The sequence below is a fragment of the Escherichia sp. R1 genome (assembly GCF_003000935.1).
Classification (GTDB): domain Bacteria; phylum Pseudomonadota; class Gammaproteobacteria; order Enterobacterales; family Enterobacteriaceae; genus Escherichia; species Escherichia coli.
In genome coordinates, this window is sequence record NZ_PSRU01000001.1 from 428,352 (window position 1) to 442,912 (window position 14,561).

General features: G+C 51.0%; 15 protein-coding genes. 9 read left to right on the forward strand and 6 right to left on the reverse strand.

The window, feature by feature from the left end; all coding sequences use genetic code 11:
- Positions 1 to 63 precede the first annotated feature (63 nt).
- The 3 genes from fldA to fur all read left to right on the forward strand — a co-directional run bounded on the left by fldA (position 64) and on the right by fur (position 1,329).
- A complete protein-coding gene (gene fldA, locus C4F37_RS02160) occupies positions 64 to 594 on the forward strand; it encodes a flavodoxin FldA (protein ID WP_001018618.1) in 531 nt (176 codons plus the stop codon).
- Positions 595 to 803: 209 nt separating this feature from the next.
- Positions 804 to 890, forward strand: a complete 87-nt coding sequence (uof, locus tag C4F37_RS02165; RefSeq protein WP_001406816.1) for a fur leader peptide — start codon at positions 804 to 806, stop codon at positions 888 to 890.
- Positions 883 to 1,329, forward strand: coding sequence for a ferric iron uptake transcriptional regulator (fur, locus tag C4F37_RS02170; protein WP_000131702.1), 447 nt, complete (start codon positions 883 to 885; stop codon positions 1,327 to 1,329). The genes uof and fur overlap by 8 nt, the downstream gene beginning before the upstream one ends.
- An 83-nt stretch (positions 1,330 to 1,412) precedes the next feature.
- Here fur and chiQ read toward each other — a convergent pair whose 3' ends face one another.
- The 6 genes from chiQ to dtnK all read right to left on the reverse strand — a co-directional run bounded on the left by chiQ (position 1,413) and on the right by dtnK (position 8,497).
- Positions 1,413 to 1,739, reverse strand: a complete 327-nt coding sequence (gene chiQ, locus C4F37_RS02175; RefSeq protein ID WP_000733594.1) for a ChiQ/YbfN family lipoprotein — start codon at positions 1,737 to 1,739, stop codon at positions 1,413 to 1,415.
- 49 nt (positions 1,740 to 1,788) lie between these two features.
- Positions 1,789 to 3,195 (reverse strand): chitoporin ChiP, encoded by a 1,407-nt coding sequence (chiP, locus tag C4F37_RS02180; protein WP_001201177.1) that lies wholly within the window; start codon positions 3,193 to 3,195, stop codon positions 1,789 to 1,791.
- A 440-nt stretch (positions 3,196 to 3,635) separates the two neighbouring features.
- The gene (glnS, locus tag C4F37_RS02185; protein WP_001287134.1) at positions 3,636 to 5,300 is read right to left on the reverse strand and encodes a glutamine--tRNA ligase; all 1,665 of its coding nucleotides are present in this window, start codon (positions 5,298 to 5,300) and stop codon (positions 3,636 to 3,638) included.
- 219 nt (positions 5,301 to 5,519) lie between these two features.
- A complete protein-coding gene (locus C4F37_RS02190; RefSeq protein ID WP_000679501.1) occupies positions 5,520 to 6,281 on the reverse strand; it encodes a DeoR/GlpR family DNA-binding transcription regulator in 762 nt (253 codons plus the stop codon).
- 1 nt (position 6,282) lies between these two features.
- Positions 6,283 to 7,269: a D-threonate 4-phosphate dehydrogenase gene (locus C4F37_RS02195; RefSeq protein ID WP_001538463.1), complete on the reverse strand. Its 987-nt coding sequence runs from the start codon at positions 7,267 to 7,269 to the stop codon at positions 6,283 to 6,285.
- Positions 7,262 to 8,497, reverse strand: coding sequence for a D-threonate kinase (dtnK, locus tag C4F37_RS02200; protein WP_024186803.1), 1,236 nt, complete (start codon positions 8,495 to 8,497; stop codon positions 7,262 to 7,264). Before dtnK ends, C4F37_RS02195 begins: the two co-directional genes overlap by 8 nt.
- A 169-nt stretch (positions 8,498 to 8,666) precedes the next feature.
- Between dtnK and C4F37_RS02205 the strand changes: the two genes are divergently transcribed.
- From C4F37_RS02205 to C4F37_RS02230, 6 genes are read left to right on the forward strand one after another with little or no spacing between them, the layout of a single operon-like run.
- Complete coding sequence (locus C4F37_RS02205) at positions 8,667 to 9,824, forward strand: iron-containing alcohol dehydrogenase (RefSeq protein ID WP_001538461.1); 1,158 nt, start codon at positions 8,667 to 8,669, stop codon at positions 9,822 to 9,824.
- Between the two features lie 3 nt (positions 9,825 to 9,827).
- Positions 9,828 to 10,715 (forward strand): dihydrodipicolinate synthase family protein, encoded by an 888-nt coding sequence (locus C4F37_RS02210; RefSeq protein WP_001538460.1) that lies wholly within the window; start codon positions 9,828 to 9,830, stop codon positions 10,713 to 10,715.
- A 59-nt stretch (positions 10,716 to 10,774) separates the two neighbouring features.
- Positions 10,775 to 11,533, forward strand: coding sequence for a TerC family protein (locus tag C4F37_RS02215; RefSeq protein WP_000480546.1), 759 nt, complete (start codon positions 10,775 to 10,777; stop codon positions 11,531 to 11,533).
- A 35-nt stretch (positions 11,534 to 11,568) separates the two neighbouring features.
- Complete coding sequence (locus tag C4F37_RS02220; protein ID WP_001556858.1) at positions 11,569 to 12,738, forward strand: sialidase family protein; 1,170 nt, start codon at positions 11,569 to 11,571, stop codon at positions 12,736 to 12,738.
- Positions 12,735 to 13,205 (forward strand): YhcH/YjgK/YiaL family protein, encoded by a 471-nt coding sequence (locus tag C4F37_RS02225; RefSeq protein ID WP_000583482.1) that lies wholly within the window; start codon positions 12,735 to 12,737, stop codon positions 13,203 to 13,205. Before C4F37_RS02220 ends, C4F37_RS02225 begins: the two co-directional genes overlap by 4 nt.
- A 13-nt stretch (positions 13,206 to 13,218) precedes the next feature.
- The gene (locus tag C4F37_RS02230; RefSeq protein WP_001538458.1) at positions 13,219 to 14,499 is read left to right on the forward strand and encodes an SLC13 family permease; all 1,281 of its coding nucleotides are present in this window, start codon (positions 13,219 to 13,221) and stop codon (positions 14,497 to 14,499) included.
- Positions 14,500 to 14,561: the final 62 nt, after the last annotated feature.

Here is a 14,561-nt window from a genome sequence, read left to right on the forward strand (position 1 = left end):
TGCCTTTATCCGTGGGCAATTTTCCACCCCCATTTCAATAAGTTTCAAGAGGTTATTTCACTCATGGCTATCACTGGCATCTTTTTCGGCAGCGACACCGGTAATACCGAAAATATCGCAAAAATGATTCAAAAACAGCTTGGTAAAGACGTTGCCGATGTCCATGACATTGCAAAAAGCAGCAAAGAAGATCTGGAAGCTTATGACATTCTGCTGCTGGGCATCCCAACCTGGTATTACGGCGAAGCGCAGTGTGACTGGGATGACTTCTTCCCGACTCTCGAAGAGATTGATTTCAATGGCAAACTGGTTGCGCTGTTTGGTTGTGGTGACCAGGAAGATTACGCCGAATATTTCTGCGACGCATTGGGCACCATCCGCGACATCATTGAACCGCGCGGTGCAACCATCGTTGGTCACTGGCCAACTGCGGGCTACCATTTCGAAGCGTCAAAAGGTCTGGCAGATGACGACCATTTTGTCGGTCTGGCTATCGACGAAGACCGTCAGCCGGAACTGACCGCTGAACGTGTAGAAAAATGGGTTAAACAGATTTCTGAAGAGCTGCATCTCGACGAAATTCTCAATGCCTGATGTGATGCGGCGTAGACTCATGTCTACGCCGTATTAATAGATAATGCCAATCAAAATAATTGCTACAAATTTGTAACTTTTGCTGTTGTACCTGTACAATGTCCCGGTGTTCAAGTGGCCTTGCCGTTGTAAATGTAAGCTGTGCCACGTTTTTATTAACAATATTTGCCAGGGACTTGTGGTTTTCATTTAGGCGTGGCAATTCTATAATGATACGCATTATCTCAAGAGCAAATTCTGTCACTTCTTCTAATGAAGTGAACCGCTTAGTAACAGGACAGATTCCGCATGACTGATAACAATACCGCCCTAAAGAAAGCTGGCCTGAAAGTAACGCTTCCTCGCTTGAAAATCCTGGAAGTTCTTCAGGAGCCGGACAACCATCACGTCAGTGCGGAAGATTTATACAAACGTCTGATCGATATGGGTGAAGAAATTGGTCTGGCTACGGTATATCGCGTACTGAACCAGTTTGACGACGCTGGTATCGTCACCCGCCACAATTTTGAAGGCGGTAAATCCGTATTTGAACTAACACAGCAACATCACCACGATCACCTGATCTGCCTCGACTGCGGTAAGGTTATCGAATTTAGTGATGATTCCATCGAAGCGCGTCAGCGTGAAATCGCCGCAAAACATGGCATTCGCCTGACTAACCACAGTCTCTATCTTTACGGTCACTGTGCCGAAGGCGATTGCCGCGAAGATGAGCACGCGCACGAAGGCAAATAAGCCAGCCTGAACGAGAAAAGCCAACCTGCAGGTTGGCTTTTTTATACAAGGGAAATAAGAAAAGCGAGAGTTACAGCTCTCACTTATTTGTTATTACTGCGAATTTCCTGCCAGACCTTATCACAATCGGCTTTCACCGCCTGATCATTTCCGGTTTGCGTTGCCTGAATACACTGCTGATAATCCAGTACGCGGACACTTTCCTGCTCGGCAAACTGCTGATGTTGTTTCTCTTTCTTCAGCACGTTTAACACGCTCTGGCAGGCTTCAATTTTTTCCGGCGAACCTTGCGCGGTGTTGATACAGGCGCTGTAAGCCTCTTTCAGACGACTGTCTTCCTGCGGTGCGGTTGATTGCGCACAAGCTACCAGCCCCGATGCCATCATGGCGATGAGAATCAGTTTTTTCATAGCAAATTCCTCAAACGTGCGGCAGGCACAAAACCTGCCGCGTCGGGCATCAGAAGATGGTGAATGGTGCGATTACCATGAATTTCACGTCGCGCTCATCCTGGAAAATGTTGCCGTAACCACCGCCCCAGCTTGGGATGTCGGAGTGGTTGTCGTATTCGGTGAAGTGCAGTTTGAACATCGTGCCCTTGGCACGACCGTCCTGAATGGTATACACCGCATCCAGGCTGTAGGCAGACTCTTCAATAGTCCGGTTTTTATCGTAGTACGCATCCGGATTGCTCTGCCAGGTCGCAGGTTTAGCATCCCATGCGTAAACGTAGGAAGCGCCGATGGCGAAGCCTGGAAGATTCCAGTTTTTCAGGTCATACATCGCACCGAAGAAGATCGCTTTTTCGCCGTTGGCGTTGAAGTCAGAACGGTTATCCCACCAGATATCCAGGCGACCGTTCGAGGAAGCGTAGGTTGGAGTCATACGTTGCAGGAAGTATCCTTGCTGACCGTCAGCCTTAACCCAGGTACCTTCGAGGCGCAAATCCACTACGTCAGCCGCCCGGTAACCAAAGGTCAACGCCTGCAGCCAGGCGGTGCCGTCATAAAGATCGTTGACGCTGCGATCGTCAACTTTATCGCGCGTACCATAGAACTGGTAGCTGGTGGTTAACGGGCTACCGGCGATATCAAATTTGTAGCTGGCTTTGGCAAAATATTGATCGATATACCCTTCGGCCTGACCAAACGCCGCTTCCAGTACGAAGTTATTTTTGAAGTCGTACTTCGCCCCAAGGGAGTGTAGATAATCAACTTTGGTGGTTTTATCGTTCTGATAAAACTCATCCATTTCCAGATGCCACGGCGCTTTGTATTCGTTGGTCCACATGTAGGAGAAACTCAACGCACCAGCATCGCCGTAATCAAAATTCGCCCCGGCCTCCGCCCCCTGATAAGTACCCGGCATAAAGCTCCAGTGTGGCGCTAACAGCGTCTGACCGGTTGGCTGAATATAACCTGCCCTCGCCCAAACCGGACCGTATTTAAATTTGGCTGCTGCTTTATACAGGCTTATACCGCTTTTATCGCCGGACCAGTCTTCGTCATAGGCTTTATTACTTTTTGAAAACGCGATTTCGTTCGGGTGAGAGCTGTCGCCGTTTTCCGCCATTTCAATCGCCGTAAACGCGGCAATATCAAGGCCGAACATATCAGCAGCATAACCAGACTGAAAATCGAGGTTGGCGTTCCAGGTGGAGTGAGAAAGGTTGGTTTTGTATTTATCGCCGTCGGTAACATCTTTACGGTCGCGTTCACGCTGCCAGTAATAGATACCGCCGGTTAAGGTTGAATCGTCGATGAATCCTTCGGCGCGAGCCTCCGGAATTGCCATAAAGCCCGACATAGCTGTAACACCGGCGATAGCCAGCGCCAGCGTACTACGTTTGCCACTAAACGCACGCATGGGTTAATCCTCTTTGACGTATAAATTGCTGCACCAAAGGTGAACAGCGAAAAAAATAAAAATTAAAAAAGTAGCGTTGAGAAAAGTCTCGCTGACTACAGGAACAGACTATTTTTCGCGACGCGAATTATCAATCTCTTTCTGTAACCAGAATGTAAGAACATGAGCAACCGCACATATTTTGATGATTTTTGTTACAAGGCTTAAGTTTGCAGTTGAAAGGCTTGCAGAAGAATAAAAACGTGAAATTCCAGCAAGATGAAAGCGGTTACATTTTATTTAATTATGTTTTGTGGTTTTAAATTTATTTTATGGATAAATTGCGAAGCGGAATTAATTCGCGAAGAAAAGCAGAAAAAACGCCGCAGAGCGCGGCGTTTGGGATAATTTGCATATTTCTTGCCGGATGCGGCGTAAACGCTCTATCCGACAACGTAAACTTACTCGCCTACTTTCGCCCAGGTATCACGCAGCCCAACGGTGCGGTTAAATACCGGTTTTTCCGCCGTAGAATGGCGGCTGTCGAGGCAGAAGTAACCTTCACGCTCAAACTGGAATGCTTTACCCGCAACCGCATCTTTCAGCGACGGTTCAGCAAAGCCCTGTTTGATCACCAGCGACTCCGGGTTAATCACCGACAGGAAATCATCCGCAGCACCAGGGTTCGGCACGCTGAACAGACGATCGTACAGGCGGATTTCAACCGGCAGCGCATGTGCCGCGCTCACCCAGTGAATAACACCTTTGACTTTACGACCATCTGCCGGATCTTTGCTTAAGGTGTCGGCGTCATAAGTACAGAAGATGGTGGTGATATTGCCTTCGGCATCTTTCTCCACGCGTTCTGCCTTAATGACGTAAGCATTACGCAGACGCACTTCTTTACCCAGCACCAGACGTTTGTACTGCTTGTTAGCTTCTTCGCGGAAATCGGCGCGATCGATCCAAATCTCACCGCTAAATGGCACCTGACGGCTGCCCATTTCCGGTTTATTCGGATGGTTCGGCATGGTAACCATTTCGCCTTCGCCCTGGTAGTTTTCGATAACCAGTTTCACCGGATCGATAACCGCCATTGCGCGCGGCGCATTTTCGTTGAGATCTTCACGGATGCAGGATTCCAGTGACGCCATCTCAATGGTGTTGTCCTGCTTGGTCACACCAATGCGTTTGCAGAACTCACGAATAGAAGCCGCAGTGTAACCACGACGACGCAGACCAGAAATGGTCGGCATACGCGGGTCATCCCAGCCTTCAACGTGCTTATCGGTCACCAGCAGGTTCAGCTTACGCTTGGACATCACAGTGTATTCCAGATTCAGGCGCGAGAATTCGTACTGGCGCGGGTGAACAGGAATGGTGATGTTGTCCAGTACCCAGTCGTACAGACGGCGGTTGTCCTGGAACTCAAGCGTACACAGAGAGTGCGTAATACCTTCCAGCGCATCGCTGATGCAGTGGGTGAAGTCGTACATCGGGTAGATGCACCACTTGTTGCCAGTCTGGTGGTGTTCAGCAAACTTAATGCGGTACAGCACCGGATCGCGCATCACGATAAACGGCGAAGCCATGTCGATCTTCGCACGCAGGCAGGCTTTACCTTCTTCAAAACCGCCGGTACGCATTTTCTCGAACAGCGCCAGGTTCTCTTCAACGCTGCGATCGCGGTACGGGCTGTTTTTACCCGGCTGCGTCAAGGTGCCGCGGTATTCGCGGATCTGTTCCGGCGTCAGTTCATCAACGTACGCCAGGCCTTTATTGATCAGTTCGATCGCATAGGCGTGGAGCTGATCAAAATAATCGGAGGAGTAACGGACGTTACCAGACCAGTGGAAACCTAACCACTCTACGTCGTTTTTGATCGAATCGACATACTCGATATCTTCTTTTACCGGGTTAGTGTCGTCGAAACGCAGGTTGCACTGGCCTTTATAGTCCTGGGCGATCCCGAAGTTCAGGCAGATAGATTTCGCATGGCCAATATGCAGATAGCCATTCGGCTCCGGCGGGAAACGGGTGTGTACTGTGGTGTGCTTACCACTGGCCAGATCTTCATCGATGATCTGACGGATAAAGTTAGTCGGGCGGGCTTCTGCCTCACTCATCGTGGATTCCTCAAAGCGTAAACAACGTATAACGGCGTATGATCTTATAAGCGGGACAGGCTGACAACTGTTAGTTAGCGAAAAAATGGTTTTGCGTAAGATATTGGGGCGTTTTCTGCGCTACTGCCAGCAGATCCTCGCGCTGGAAACGTAAGGCCAAACGTCGCCAGCCTGACGCATTTATTAAATTGCCGGATGAGCTGGCCGCAGAGTCATAGATTAGTCGGCTATGATTAAACGCGTCGACAAGGACGCAAGCGTTCTACGCGTCTGCCCATCAAGCTGACTATCCGTAATAATCTCTGTCAGTTCATTAAGATGCGCGATATTAAACAGCGACCATGAACCGTATTTTGAGCTGTCAGCCAGGAGAATTTTGCGCGAAGCATGCGCGATAAGATCGCGTTTTAGTGCGGCTTTCTCTTCCGTGGGTGCTGTAATACCCTTTTCAAGATCCCAGCTGTTACAGCTTAAAAATGCCACGTCCGGCCAGGTATTTTGCAGCAATTTACGACCATGTTCGCCAATGCAGGACTGGCTGGAGTCGTCGATACGTCCGCCGATAATCGTCACTTCAATTTGCTTGAATTCAGCCAAAAAAAGCGCGATATGCAGGTCGCTTGTGATCACGCGAAGCGGTAAATGTGTAATCTGCCGCGCAAGTTCAATCATTGTCGTACCGGCATCAAGGACGACGGAATCCCCCGCTTTGACCATTGACGCCGCTGCGCTGGCGATGGCATGTTTTTCCGCCAGGCTGCGCTGCATTTTCTCATGGGTAGTCGGTTGGGTAGGAATAAACCGGTTGAGGGTCACACCGCCGTGTGTACGGCTGATAACACCCTGCTCATCGAGTTTTATCAGGTCTCGACGAATCGTAGCCGGCGACGCATTGGTTACCGCCACCAGCTCATCAACGGTGACCAGATTATGGCTTTTCAGGTAATCCATGATCTGCTCTAACCGGTTATATCCCTTCATTTTATTCTCGCGAAATCTGCATTGCTAACTGGATGGAAACTGCCATGCTCTCAGACTTGGCTTTTCCTGTCCAGGCAATATCAAACGCGGTGCCGTGGTCGGCAGAAGTGCGAATAAATGGCAACCCGGCGGTGATATTCACCCCATCATAAAATCCAAGCAGTTTTAAAGGGATATGCCCCTGATCGTGGTACATAGCCACTACCATATCGAATAGCCCTTCATGGCATTGCATAAACACGGTATCTGGCGGGCACGGGCCAGTAACATCAATATCTTCGGCCTGCATTGCTTCAATCGCAGGCGCGATAATCTCGATTTCCTCAGTGCCGAATAAACCATGTTCCCCTGCATGTGGATTTACACCCGCCACGGCAATACGCGGACGCTCAATACCAACACGTTTCAGGAAGTGGTTCGCAACACGAATAACCGTTTTGACCCTTTCACCATTCAAGGTATCCAGGAATTTACGCAGTGAGATATGCGTCGAAATATGGATAACCTTGAGCTTATCGGTATAGAGCACCATCGCGTACTCTTTGCTGGCGGTAAGATGGGCCAGCAATTCCGTATGCCCCGGATAGTTATGCCCGCCAAGATGCAGCGCTTCTTTATTCAGCGGCGCAGTGGCTATGGCTTTCACCTCGCCTGATAAGGCCAGAGCCGTTGCACGTTTGATACAGCGATACGCTAAATCGCCTGCCACAGCCTGTACCACTCCGGGTGTCAGCGCATCGGGGTTAGCCAGCGGCTCATCCATCACGTTAATCACGCCGGGAGCAAAATGGGCGTCGCACACCTTTTGAATGACGCGTAACTCTGCCTGCGGCGTGATATTCATCGCCATAATACGTCGCAGCGTACGCACACAGCCCACCACCACCACCGGGGCACCAGCAAGCCCGGCTTCGCTCAGGGATTTAATAATGATCTCCGGGCCAATACCCGCCGGGTCACCCATCGTTACCGCAATAATATTATTCACTACACTTCTCCTCGATAAAATTCAGAACCTGATGCAACGTGGTCTCATCGCCAAACCCACCGGCTTTCGTCATCACCGAACGGGACCAGACACCGCCCAGAAAGTGACCGTATGGAACGCATTGCGCCACCTTCCCCGTAATACGAAATCCGGTCGCGCCTAACGCACTGGCTGTTGCCATTGCGACATCACCACCAGAGAGATAAAGCGCATCGGGCATTGTGCGAAGCAGAACTTGCCGGGTAAGTTCGCCAAGAAACCGGCAAATTTTTTCCCCAAGTGCAGCGCGACTCATCTGCCAACGCTGGCAAAGGGTGTCGATCTGATGTCTTGCTACAGAATCGTTACAGGTGTGGACAATGCAGTGGTCGCCTTTCTGCAAGGCCTGCACAATACGCGCGTCATAGTCACTGGCATTGCCTGCCAGAATGTGTTCAACATCGACGTATATCTGTGTGATACGTGGGTGTGAATGAAGTGTGGCGATCTGCCGTTGAGCGATTTCGCTCATTGAACCAATAATGGCCAGCACGGTGGGTGGCGGCATAATCGCGGAGCGCCGGGCAACGGCATCACAAATACCAGCGGAGCCGACCAGCAGCAGCGGTTGTTTAGCCTGCATCACAGCGGCAGCGATGCGATCCAGGTCGCTGTCCGTCTGCGCATCTATCACGCCAATCCACGGTTGCTCATAAGACAAATGGCTGAGCTGAGAAACCGTAACGGGCTGGCATGGAATGACCGTCTGCAACCGGATGATGTCCGCAATTCGGGCACTCAATACCGGGGTTTTCGGATCGCTGGCAAACTCGGTTTCCGTTATCCGCACACCGTTTACCCAACACTCACCGGCCACTGTGGTCCTTCCCGCCTGAGGAAATGCGGGGGCAACCACTGCGCCCGTTATACCGCATGCCTTCATCAGGGCTTCAATTTCTGCGCCGATATTGCCTCGCAGCGTGGAATCTATCTTTTTAATCACGAGCGGCGGGTTATTCGCCAGAGGGAGATGACTCATCAGCGAGGTTATTTTCATCGCCGCCAGCTTAGGATCCATCGCCCGGCTGTCGCTGTTAATCACCCATACGCTGGCATCACCGCGATAAGGCATTTCAAAGGCCACATCAACTGTATGCCCCACCTGCGCCAGGCTTACCCCCGCGTCGTTGGCTCCCGTGAAATCATCGGCAACGACGAGAATGCTCGGCTTAGTGATTCCCTTTTCCATCATCACACCAGGTTGTTTTATGATAACAATGATTATATTCGATCATGATTGATTAAATGTGAGCAAGCTCAAGTTATTAATCACTCGAATAAATTATAAAATTAGACCATGTTACGTAGGCTACGGCATTTTGAATGATTGAATTCAATCACCAGAAGAGAGGTTATTTGTGGTAATTATCAATAGCACGATACTGAGCGGCGCAGGCGCTATCCCTTCCCTGACGTCGCTCTTACCCGACATCAGAAAAATGCTGCTGGTCACTGACCGTAATATTGCGCAGCTCGACGGTGTGCAGCAGATTCGCGCCTTACTGGAAAAGCACTGCCCGCAGGTTAACGTTATCGATAATGTGCCCGCAGAGCCCACGCATCATGATGTGCGCCAGCTAATGGATGTCCTTGGCGATGCCTCTTTTGATGTGGTGGTCGGGATCGGCGGTGGCAGCGTGTTGGATGTGGCAAAGCTGCTATCGGTGCTTTGCCATCCACAATCTCCGGGGCTGGATGCGCTGCTTGCGGGTGAAAAACCGACTCAGCGGGTGCAATCATGGTTGATTCCTACAACCGCCGGAACCGGCTCAGAAGCCACGCCGAATGCGATTCTGGCAATCCCTGAGCAAAGCACGAAGGTGGGTATTATTTCCCAGGTGCTGTTACCAGACTATGTGGCGCTTTTCCCGGAACTGACCACCAGCATGCCCGCGCATATTGCGGCGTCCACGGGCATTGATGCTCTTTGCCACTTACTGGAGTGTTTTACCGCGACCGTGGCAAATCCGGTCAGCGATAACGCGGCGCTGACTGGGTTAAGTAAACTTTTCCGGCACATTCAACCCGCCGTGAACGATCCTCAGGATCTGCGCGCAAAACTGGAAATGCTGTGGGCGTCTTACTATGGCGGCGTAGCGATAACCCATGCGGGCACGCATCTCGTTCATGCGCTCTCCTACCCGTTAGGTGGCAAATATCATCTGCCGCATGGCGTCGCGAATGCCATCTTGCTGGCGCCGTGCATGGCGTTTGTTCGCCCCTGGGCGGTCGAGAAATTTGCCCGGGTCTGGGATTGCATTCCCGATGCGGAAACCGCCCTGAGCGCGGAAGAAAAATCTCATGCCCTGGTGACCTGGTTACAGGCATTAGTCAATCAACTCAAGCTACCCAACAATCTCGCGGATCTCGGCGTACCGCCAGAGGATATTGCCTCTCTTAGCGAGGCGGCACTGAACGTGAAGCGCCTTATGAACAATGTGCCGTGCCAGCTTGATCTACAGGACGTACAGGCCATTTACCAAACACTGTTTCCGCAACATCAATTTAAGGAATAAATCATGCCGAAAACCATTGAAGGTGTATTAACCGCTATCGTCACCCCGTTTACCGCGACCGGCAGTCTGAATATCCCGGCGTTAAAAGTGCAGGTGAATCGTCAACTGGAAGCGGGTAACGCGATTTTTTGCGGCGGCACCAACGGCGAGTTTTTTGTGTTGAATGAACAGGAGAAGCTCAGCGTTACGCAAACCTGCATGGATGAAGTGGCTGGTCGTGCGCCGGTCGTGGCACACATTGGCGAGATCTCTACGCGCGAAACGATTCGTCTGGGTCAGCAGATTGAAAAACTTGGCGTAGATGCCGTGTCGGTCATTGCCCCTTACTTCGTACCGCTGAAACAGGAAGAGTTGATTGCGCATTACAGCGCAATTGCCGACGCACTGAGCATTCCGATGTTTCTCTATAACATCCCGGCCCGCACTGGCAATACGATCCAGCCAGAAACCGCGCGTGCTCTGGCGTCGCACCCCAATATCATTGGGATTAAAGACAGCGCCGGAAGCGACGAAAGCCTGAAGGGTTTTCTCGATGCGGTGCGCGACATTGACGGCTTTAATGTGCTCAACGGCCCGGATTCGCTGATCCATAAAGGGTTTGTCGAGGGATGTTCAGCCTGTATCTCTGGGCTCGCCAACATCGCGCCGCGAGAAATCAATGCCATCTGGTCTCGCTTCCATGCCGGTGATATTGAAGGGTCTTATGAAGCACAGGAGAGTGTAACGGGCCTGCGTACCGATCTTTATAAAGTAGCATTCTCCCCGGCTGCGGTGAAAAAAGCGTTGCAGCTTATGGGGCATGATGTTGGTGATAGCCGCTACGCGGTTAATTTCACGCCTGAACAGATCAGCGAGATTCAACAAATTATTCGTCATTATAACATTAATTAAATTAACTCTATTATCCAGCCCGCTATAAAGTTTAGATAAAGAGAATAAAGGATCACCCCATGTTTTTGTGGTTTATGCAGCCAGATATCTGGCTCACTTTAATTACCCTCACCTTTCTGGAAATTATTCTTGGGGTGGATAATATTATTTTTCTTTCACTGGTGGTGGCAAAACTTCCGTTATCACAACAAAATATGGCGCGTAAACTGGGTTTAAGCTGCGCGATGATTATGCGGATATTATTGCTGATATCCATTGCGTGGCTTTCACATATTACCCAGCCGCTTTTTACCGTGCTGACGCTGGAGATTTCGTTCCGCACCTTGATTCTGCTCGGGGGCGGGCTGTTCCTGATTTATAAAGCGATACAGGAGATACGCGAAGAGCTGTCGCCCGCGCAGGAAGACGAACATGGCAGCGGATCGCGGCAACTGTCGTTGTGCGGTGCCATTGTACAGATAATGCTGCTCGATATCGTGTTTAGCCTGGATTCGGTGATCACCGCCGTCGGCCTTTCTCAGCATATATTTATCATGATTGCCGCCGTAATGATTGCCGTCGGTGTCATGATGTTTGCGGCGAAAACAATTGGTGATTTCGTTAACGCCACGCCGTCAATAAAAATACTGGCGTTAACCTTTTTATTGTTTGTCGGTGTATTGCTGGTTGCCGATAGTCTCAACATTCATATTGCCAAAGAGTATCTCTACTTCGCGATATTTTTCTCATTAAGTGTTGAGACACTCAATATTATCCGTGAAAGAAGAAATAAAAAAGTTTCGACATTGATCGAAACGCATGAATCGCACTCGCATTAATAAATCTATTACCAACTTTAAGATGGAGTCTAACTATGTCTGTAGCCCTTATTCGTGACGGCGTCATCCGTCCATCCGAAAACGATTCGCATATGCTTACCGCCATGCTGCCCTCGTCCTGCCCGCAAAACCACGCGGCGAATATTCTGCCTTTGCCGGATGGCGCGTTAATGTGCGTCTGGTTTGCGGGAACGCAGGAAGGTATTGCCGATATTTCTGTCTGGGGATCGCGATTGCCCGCTGGCGGAATGCAGTGGAGCGATGCGGTCAAACTTTCCCACGATGACACGCGTTCAGAGCAAAACCCGGTGCTGTTTCTCGCGCCGGATAACGTGCTGTGGCTCCTATGGACCGCACAAATATCCGGTAATCAGGACACCGCCATCGTCCGCTACCGTAAGTCAGACGACCTCGGACAAACCTGGGGCGAGATTGCCACCCTGCTTGATAAACCCGGTACGTTCATTCGACAGCCAATCACGGTGCTTGATAACGGCAACTGGCTGCTGCCCGTCTTTTATTGCCGTACCCAACCCGGCGAAAAATGGGTCGGCAATGATGATATCAGCGCAGTGAAAATTTCCGCTGACGGTGGTCACTCCTGGCGCGATGTCGAGGTGCCGCAAAGTCTTGGCTGTGTTCATATGAATATCACAATGCTGCACAACGGTACGTTGGTTGCTCTCTTTCGCAGCCGTTGGGCAGACAACATCTATATCAGCCATTCCGCGGACAACGGCGAGAGCTGGTCAGTACCGCAAGCAACCGAATTGCCCAACAACAATTCGTCTATTCAGGTAACGACACTTGCCAGCGGCGAACTGGCGCTGGTGTACAACGCGATGAGTGCGGCAGGCGCAGTAGAACGTCGCGCGTCGCTTTATGACGAAATCGACGATGGCGACGACAGCCGCAAAGAACCGACAGCCGTCGGACGCTCCGCTTTCTGGGGGGCCCCACGCGCGCCGATGACGGTAGCGATTTCTGCCGATGGTGGGAAAAGCTGGCCGTGGCGGCGCAATCTCGATGAAGGCGACGGCTACTGCATGACCAACAATTCCCTGGAAAAGCTAAATCGTGAGTTCTCCTACCCCAGCATCAAACAAAGCCCGGACGGTACGCTACATATCGCTTACACCTGGTGGCGTCAGGCCATCAAGTACGTACGCATCTCCCCCGAGTGGGTTAAGGGGCAGGCATCATGATTATCGGTAATCTCAACCATTTGTCGCTGGCGGGGCTTCCTGCCTGGGTGAGAAATATTCTGCTGCGCCCGGAGTGTTCGTTATCGGCGTTATCCACCAGAGAGGACGGTCGCTGGCAACCTGAAGGATGTCGGTGGTTCTGCACGCTGGGAACTTCAGACACGCAACCCGCCGAACTCCGCCATACGGAGTATCACCATTTATGGGCCGATATACAGGTGGTGATTACTGGTTGTGAGGGCATTAATGCGGGAACGCGGCCCATCGCTCGCGAAAACGATGAAGAACGTAAGCCCGATCTGTTTATCGCCCCATCCCCTGAAAACAGTGTCGCCATCACCCTACACGCCGGTGATTTCGCCGTCTTTATGCCTGAGGAACCTCACCAGGCGCTGTGCGCAATTGGCACGGCTACTTCAATACGCAAAGCGGTCTTTAAAGTACCGCGCGACATGCTGGAAGCCTAAAAGGAGAGAAAAAATGACAATGGAAATGATCCTGGCATTAGGAATACTGGTCCTGATGATCGTGCTGATCATGTCGGACAAAATGCCTTTTGGCGCACCGCCACTGCTTGCGTGTTTATTGCTGGTTGTATCGGGACTTTCGACCGTTCAACAGGCTTTTGCCGGATTCGTCAATCCAAGCGTGGTGATGATTGCAGGGTTTATGGTGGTCATGGCGGCGCTACAAAAAACCCGGCTTATCAGCAACGTTAAATCTGCGATGATAAGCCTGGTCAATAAAGGCAGTTACCGCAGCTATGGGCTGTTGTTAGTCATTGTTATGCTGGGTGCCAGTCTTGCCGGCACCGGAGCGACCGGTTATTACGTGCTAATTCTGTCGCTGGTATCCACCATTCCGTACAGTAAAAAGCTACCAACATCGAAATTAATGATGCCCCTGGGATTTGCCACCAACCACCCGCTTCTTCCTATCAATCTCGCGCTTCTCTTTGGCGTTACGGCGACCATACTCGAAACCGCGGGGTTTCATCAGGAGATTTCGATGGGGCGCTTTGCGCTGGTGAATCTCATCATGTCAGCGGCTTTCCTCGCATGGAGTCTTATTGCCTACCGTTTTCTTCCGGATCATCCCATTGCGGATGCTTCCGAGGATGCGCTGGCGGCACGCGAGGAAACGTTTAACGCCCTTCCTGCCTGGAAAGAATATTGCACTATTGCCGCATTCGCTGTCAGCGTTATCGGCATGATGCTAATGAACATTCTGGGAAATATCGCCTTCGTTATTCCGGGTCTTGCGGGTGCGTTTGTTCTGATGATCGATGTACTGGACTTCAAAGAAGTTCGCGATCATATGGGGGCTCCGGTCATTTTAATGATGGCGGGGGTGATCGATGTAGCTGATGCACTGGCGGGCACCGGCTTTACGGCGATGGTTGGCGATGCCGTTGCAGGTGTGCTCGGTTCTGGCGTCTCACCGTTTGTATTTATTGTCGCCTTTGCTTTGCTTACCAGTACCTGCGCCACCTTCACGGGTTCGAATATGGGGTCAGTATATATTTTTGCCCCCATCGCCATTGCCGCCTGTACTAGCCTTGGGCTTAACCCGACCGCTGCCGCGATTGCGGTGGTGATTTCTGGCTGGAATGGCGGCTATATGCCTATTGACGGAATGCCAGCCATGATCCTCGGAATGGGGAAATACAAACTTCCCGAATTCTGGGTGTTCTCTGTACCAATGTATCTCATCCGCATTCTGGCGCTTTGTGCAGGCGCTGTTTTTATCTTCCCAATGTAATCTCAGACAAAAAAAGCGGCAGAGAAGATCCCTGCCGCTTTTTATTGTTGGATGCGACGCTG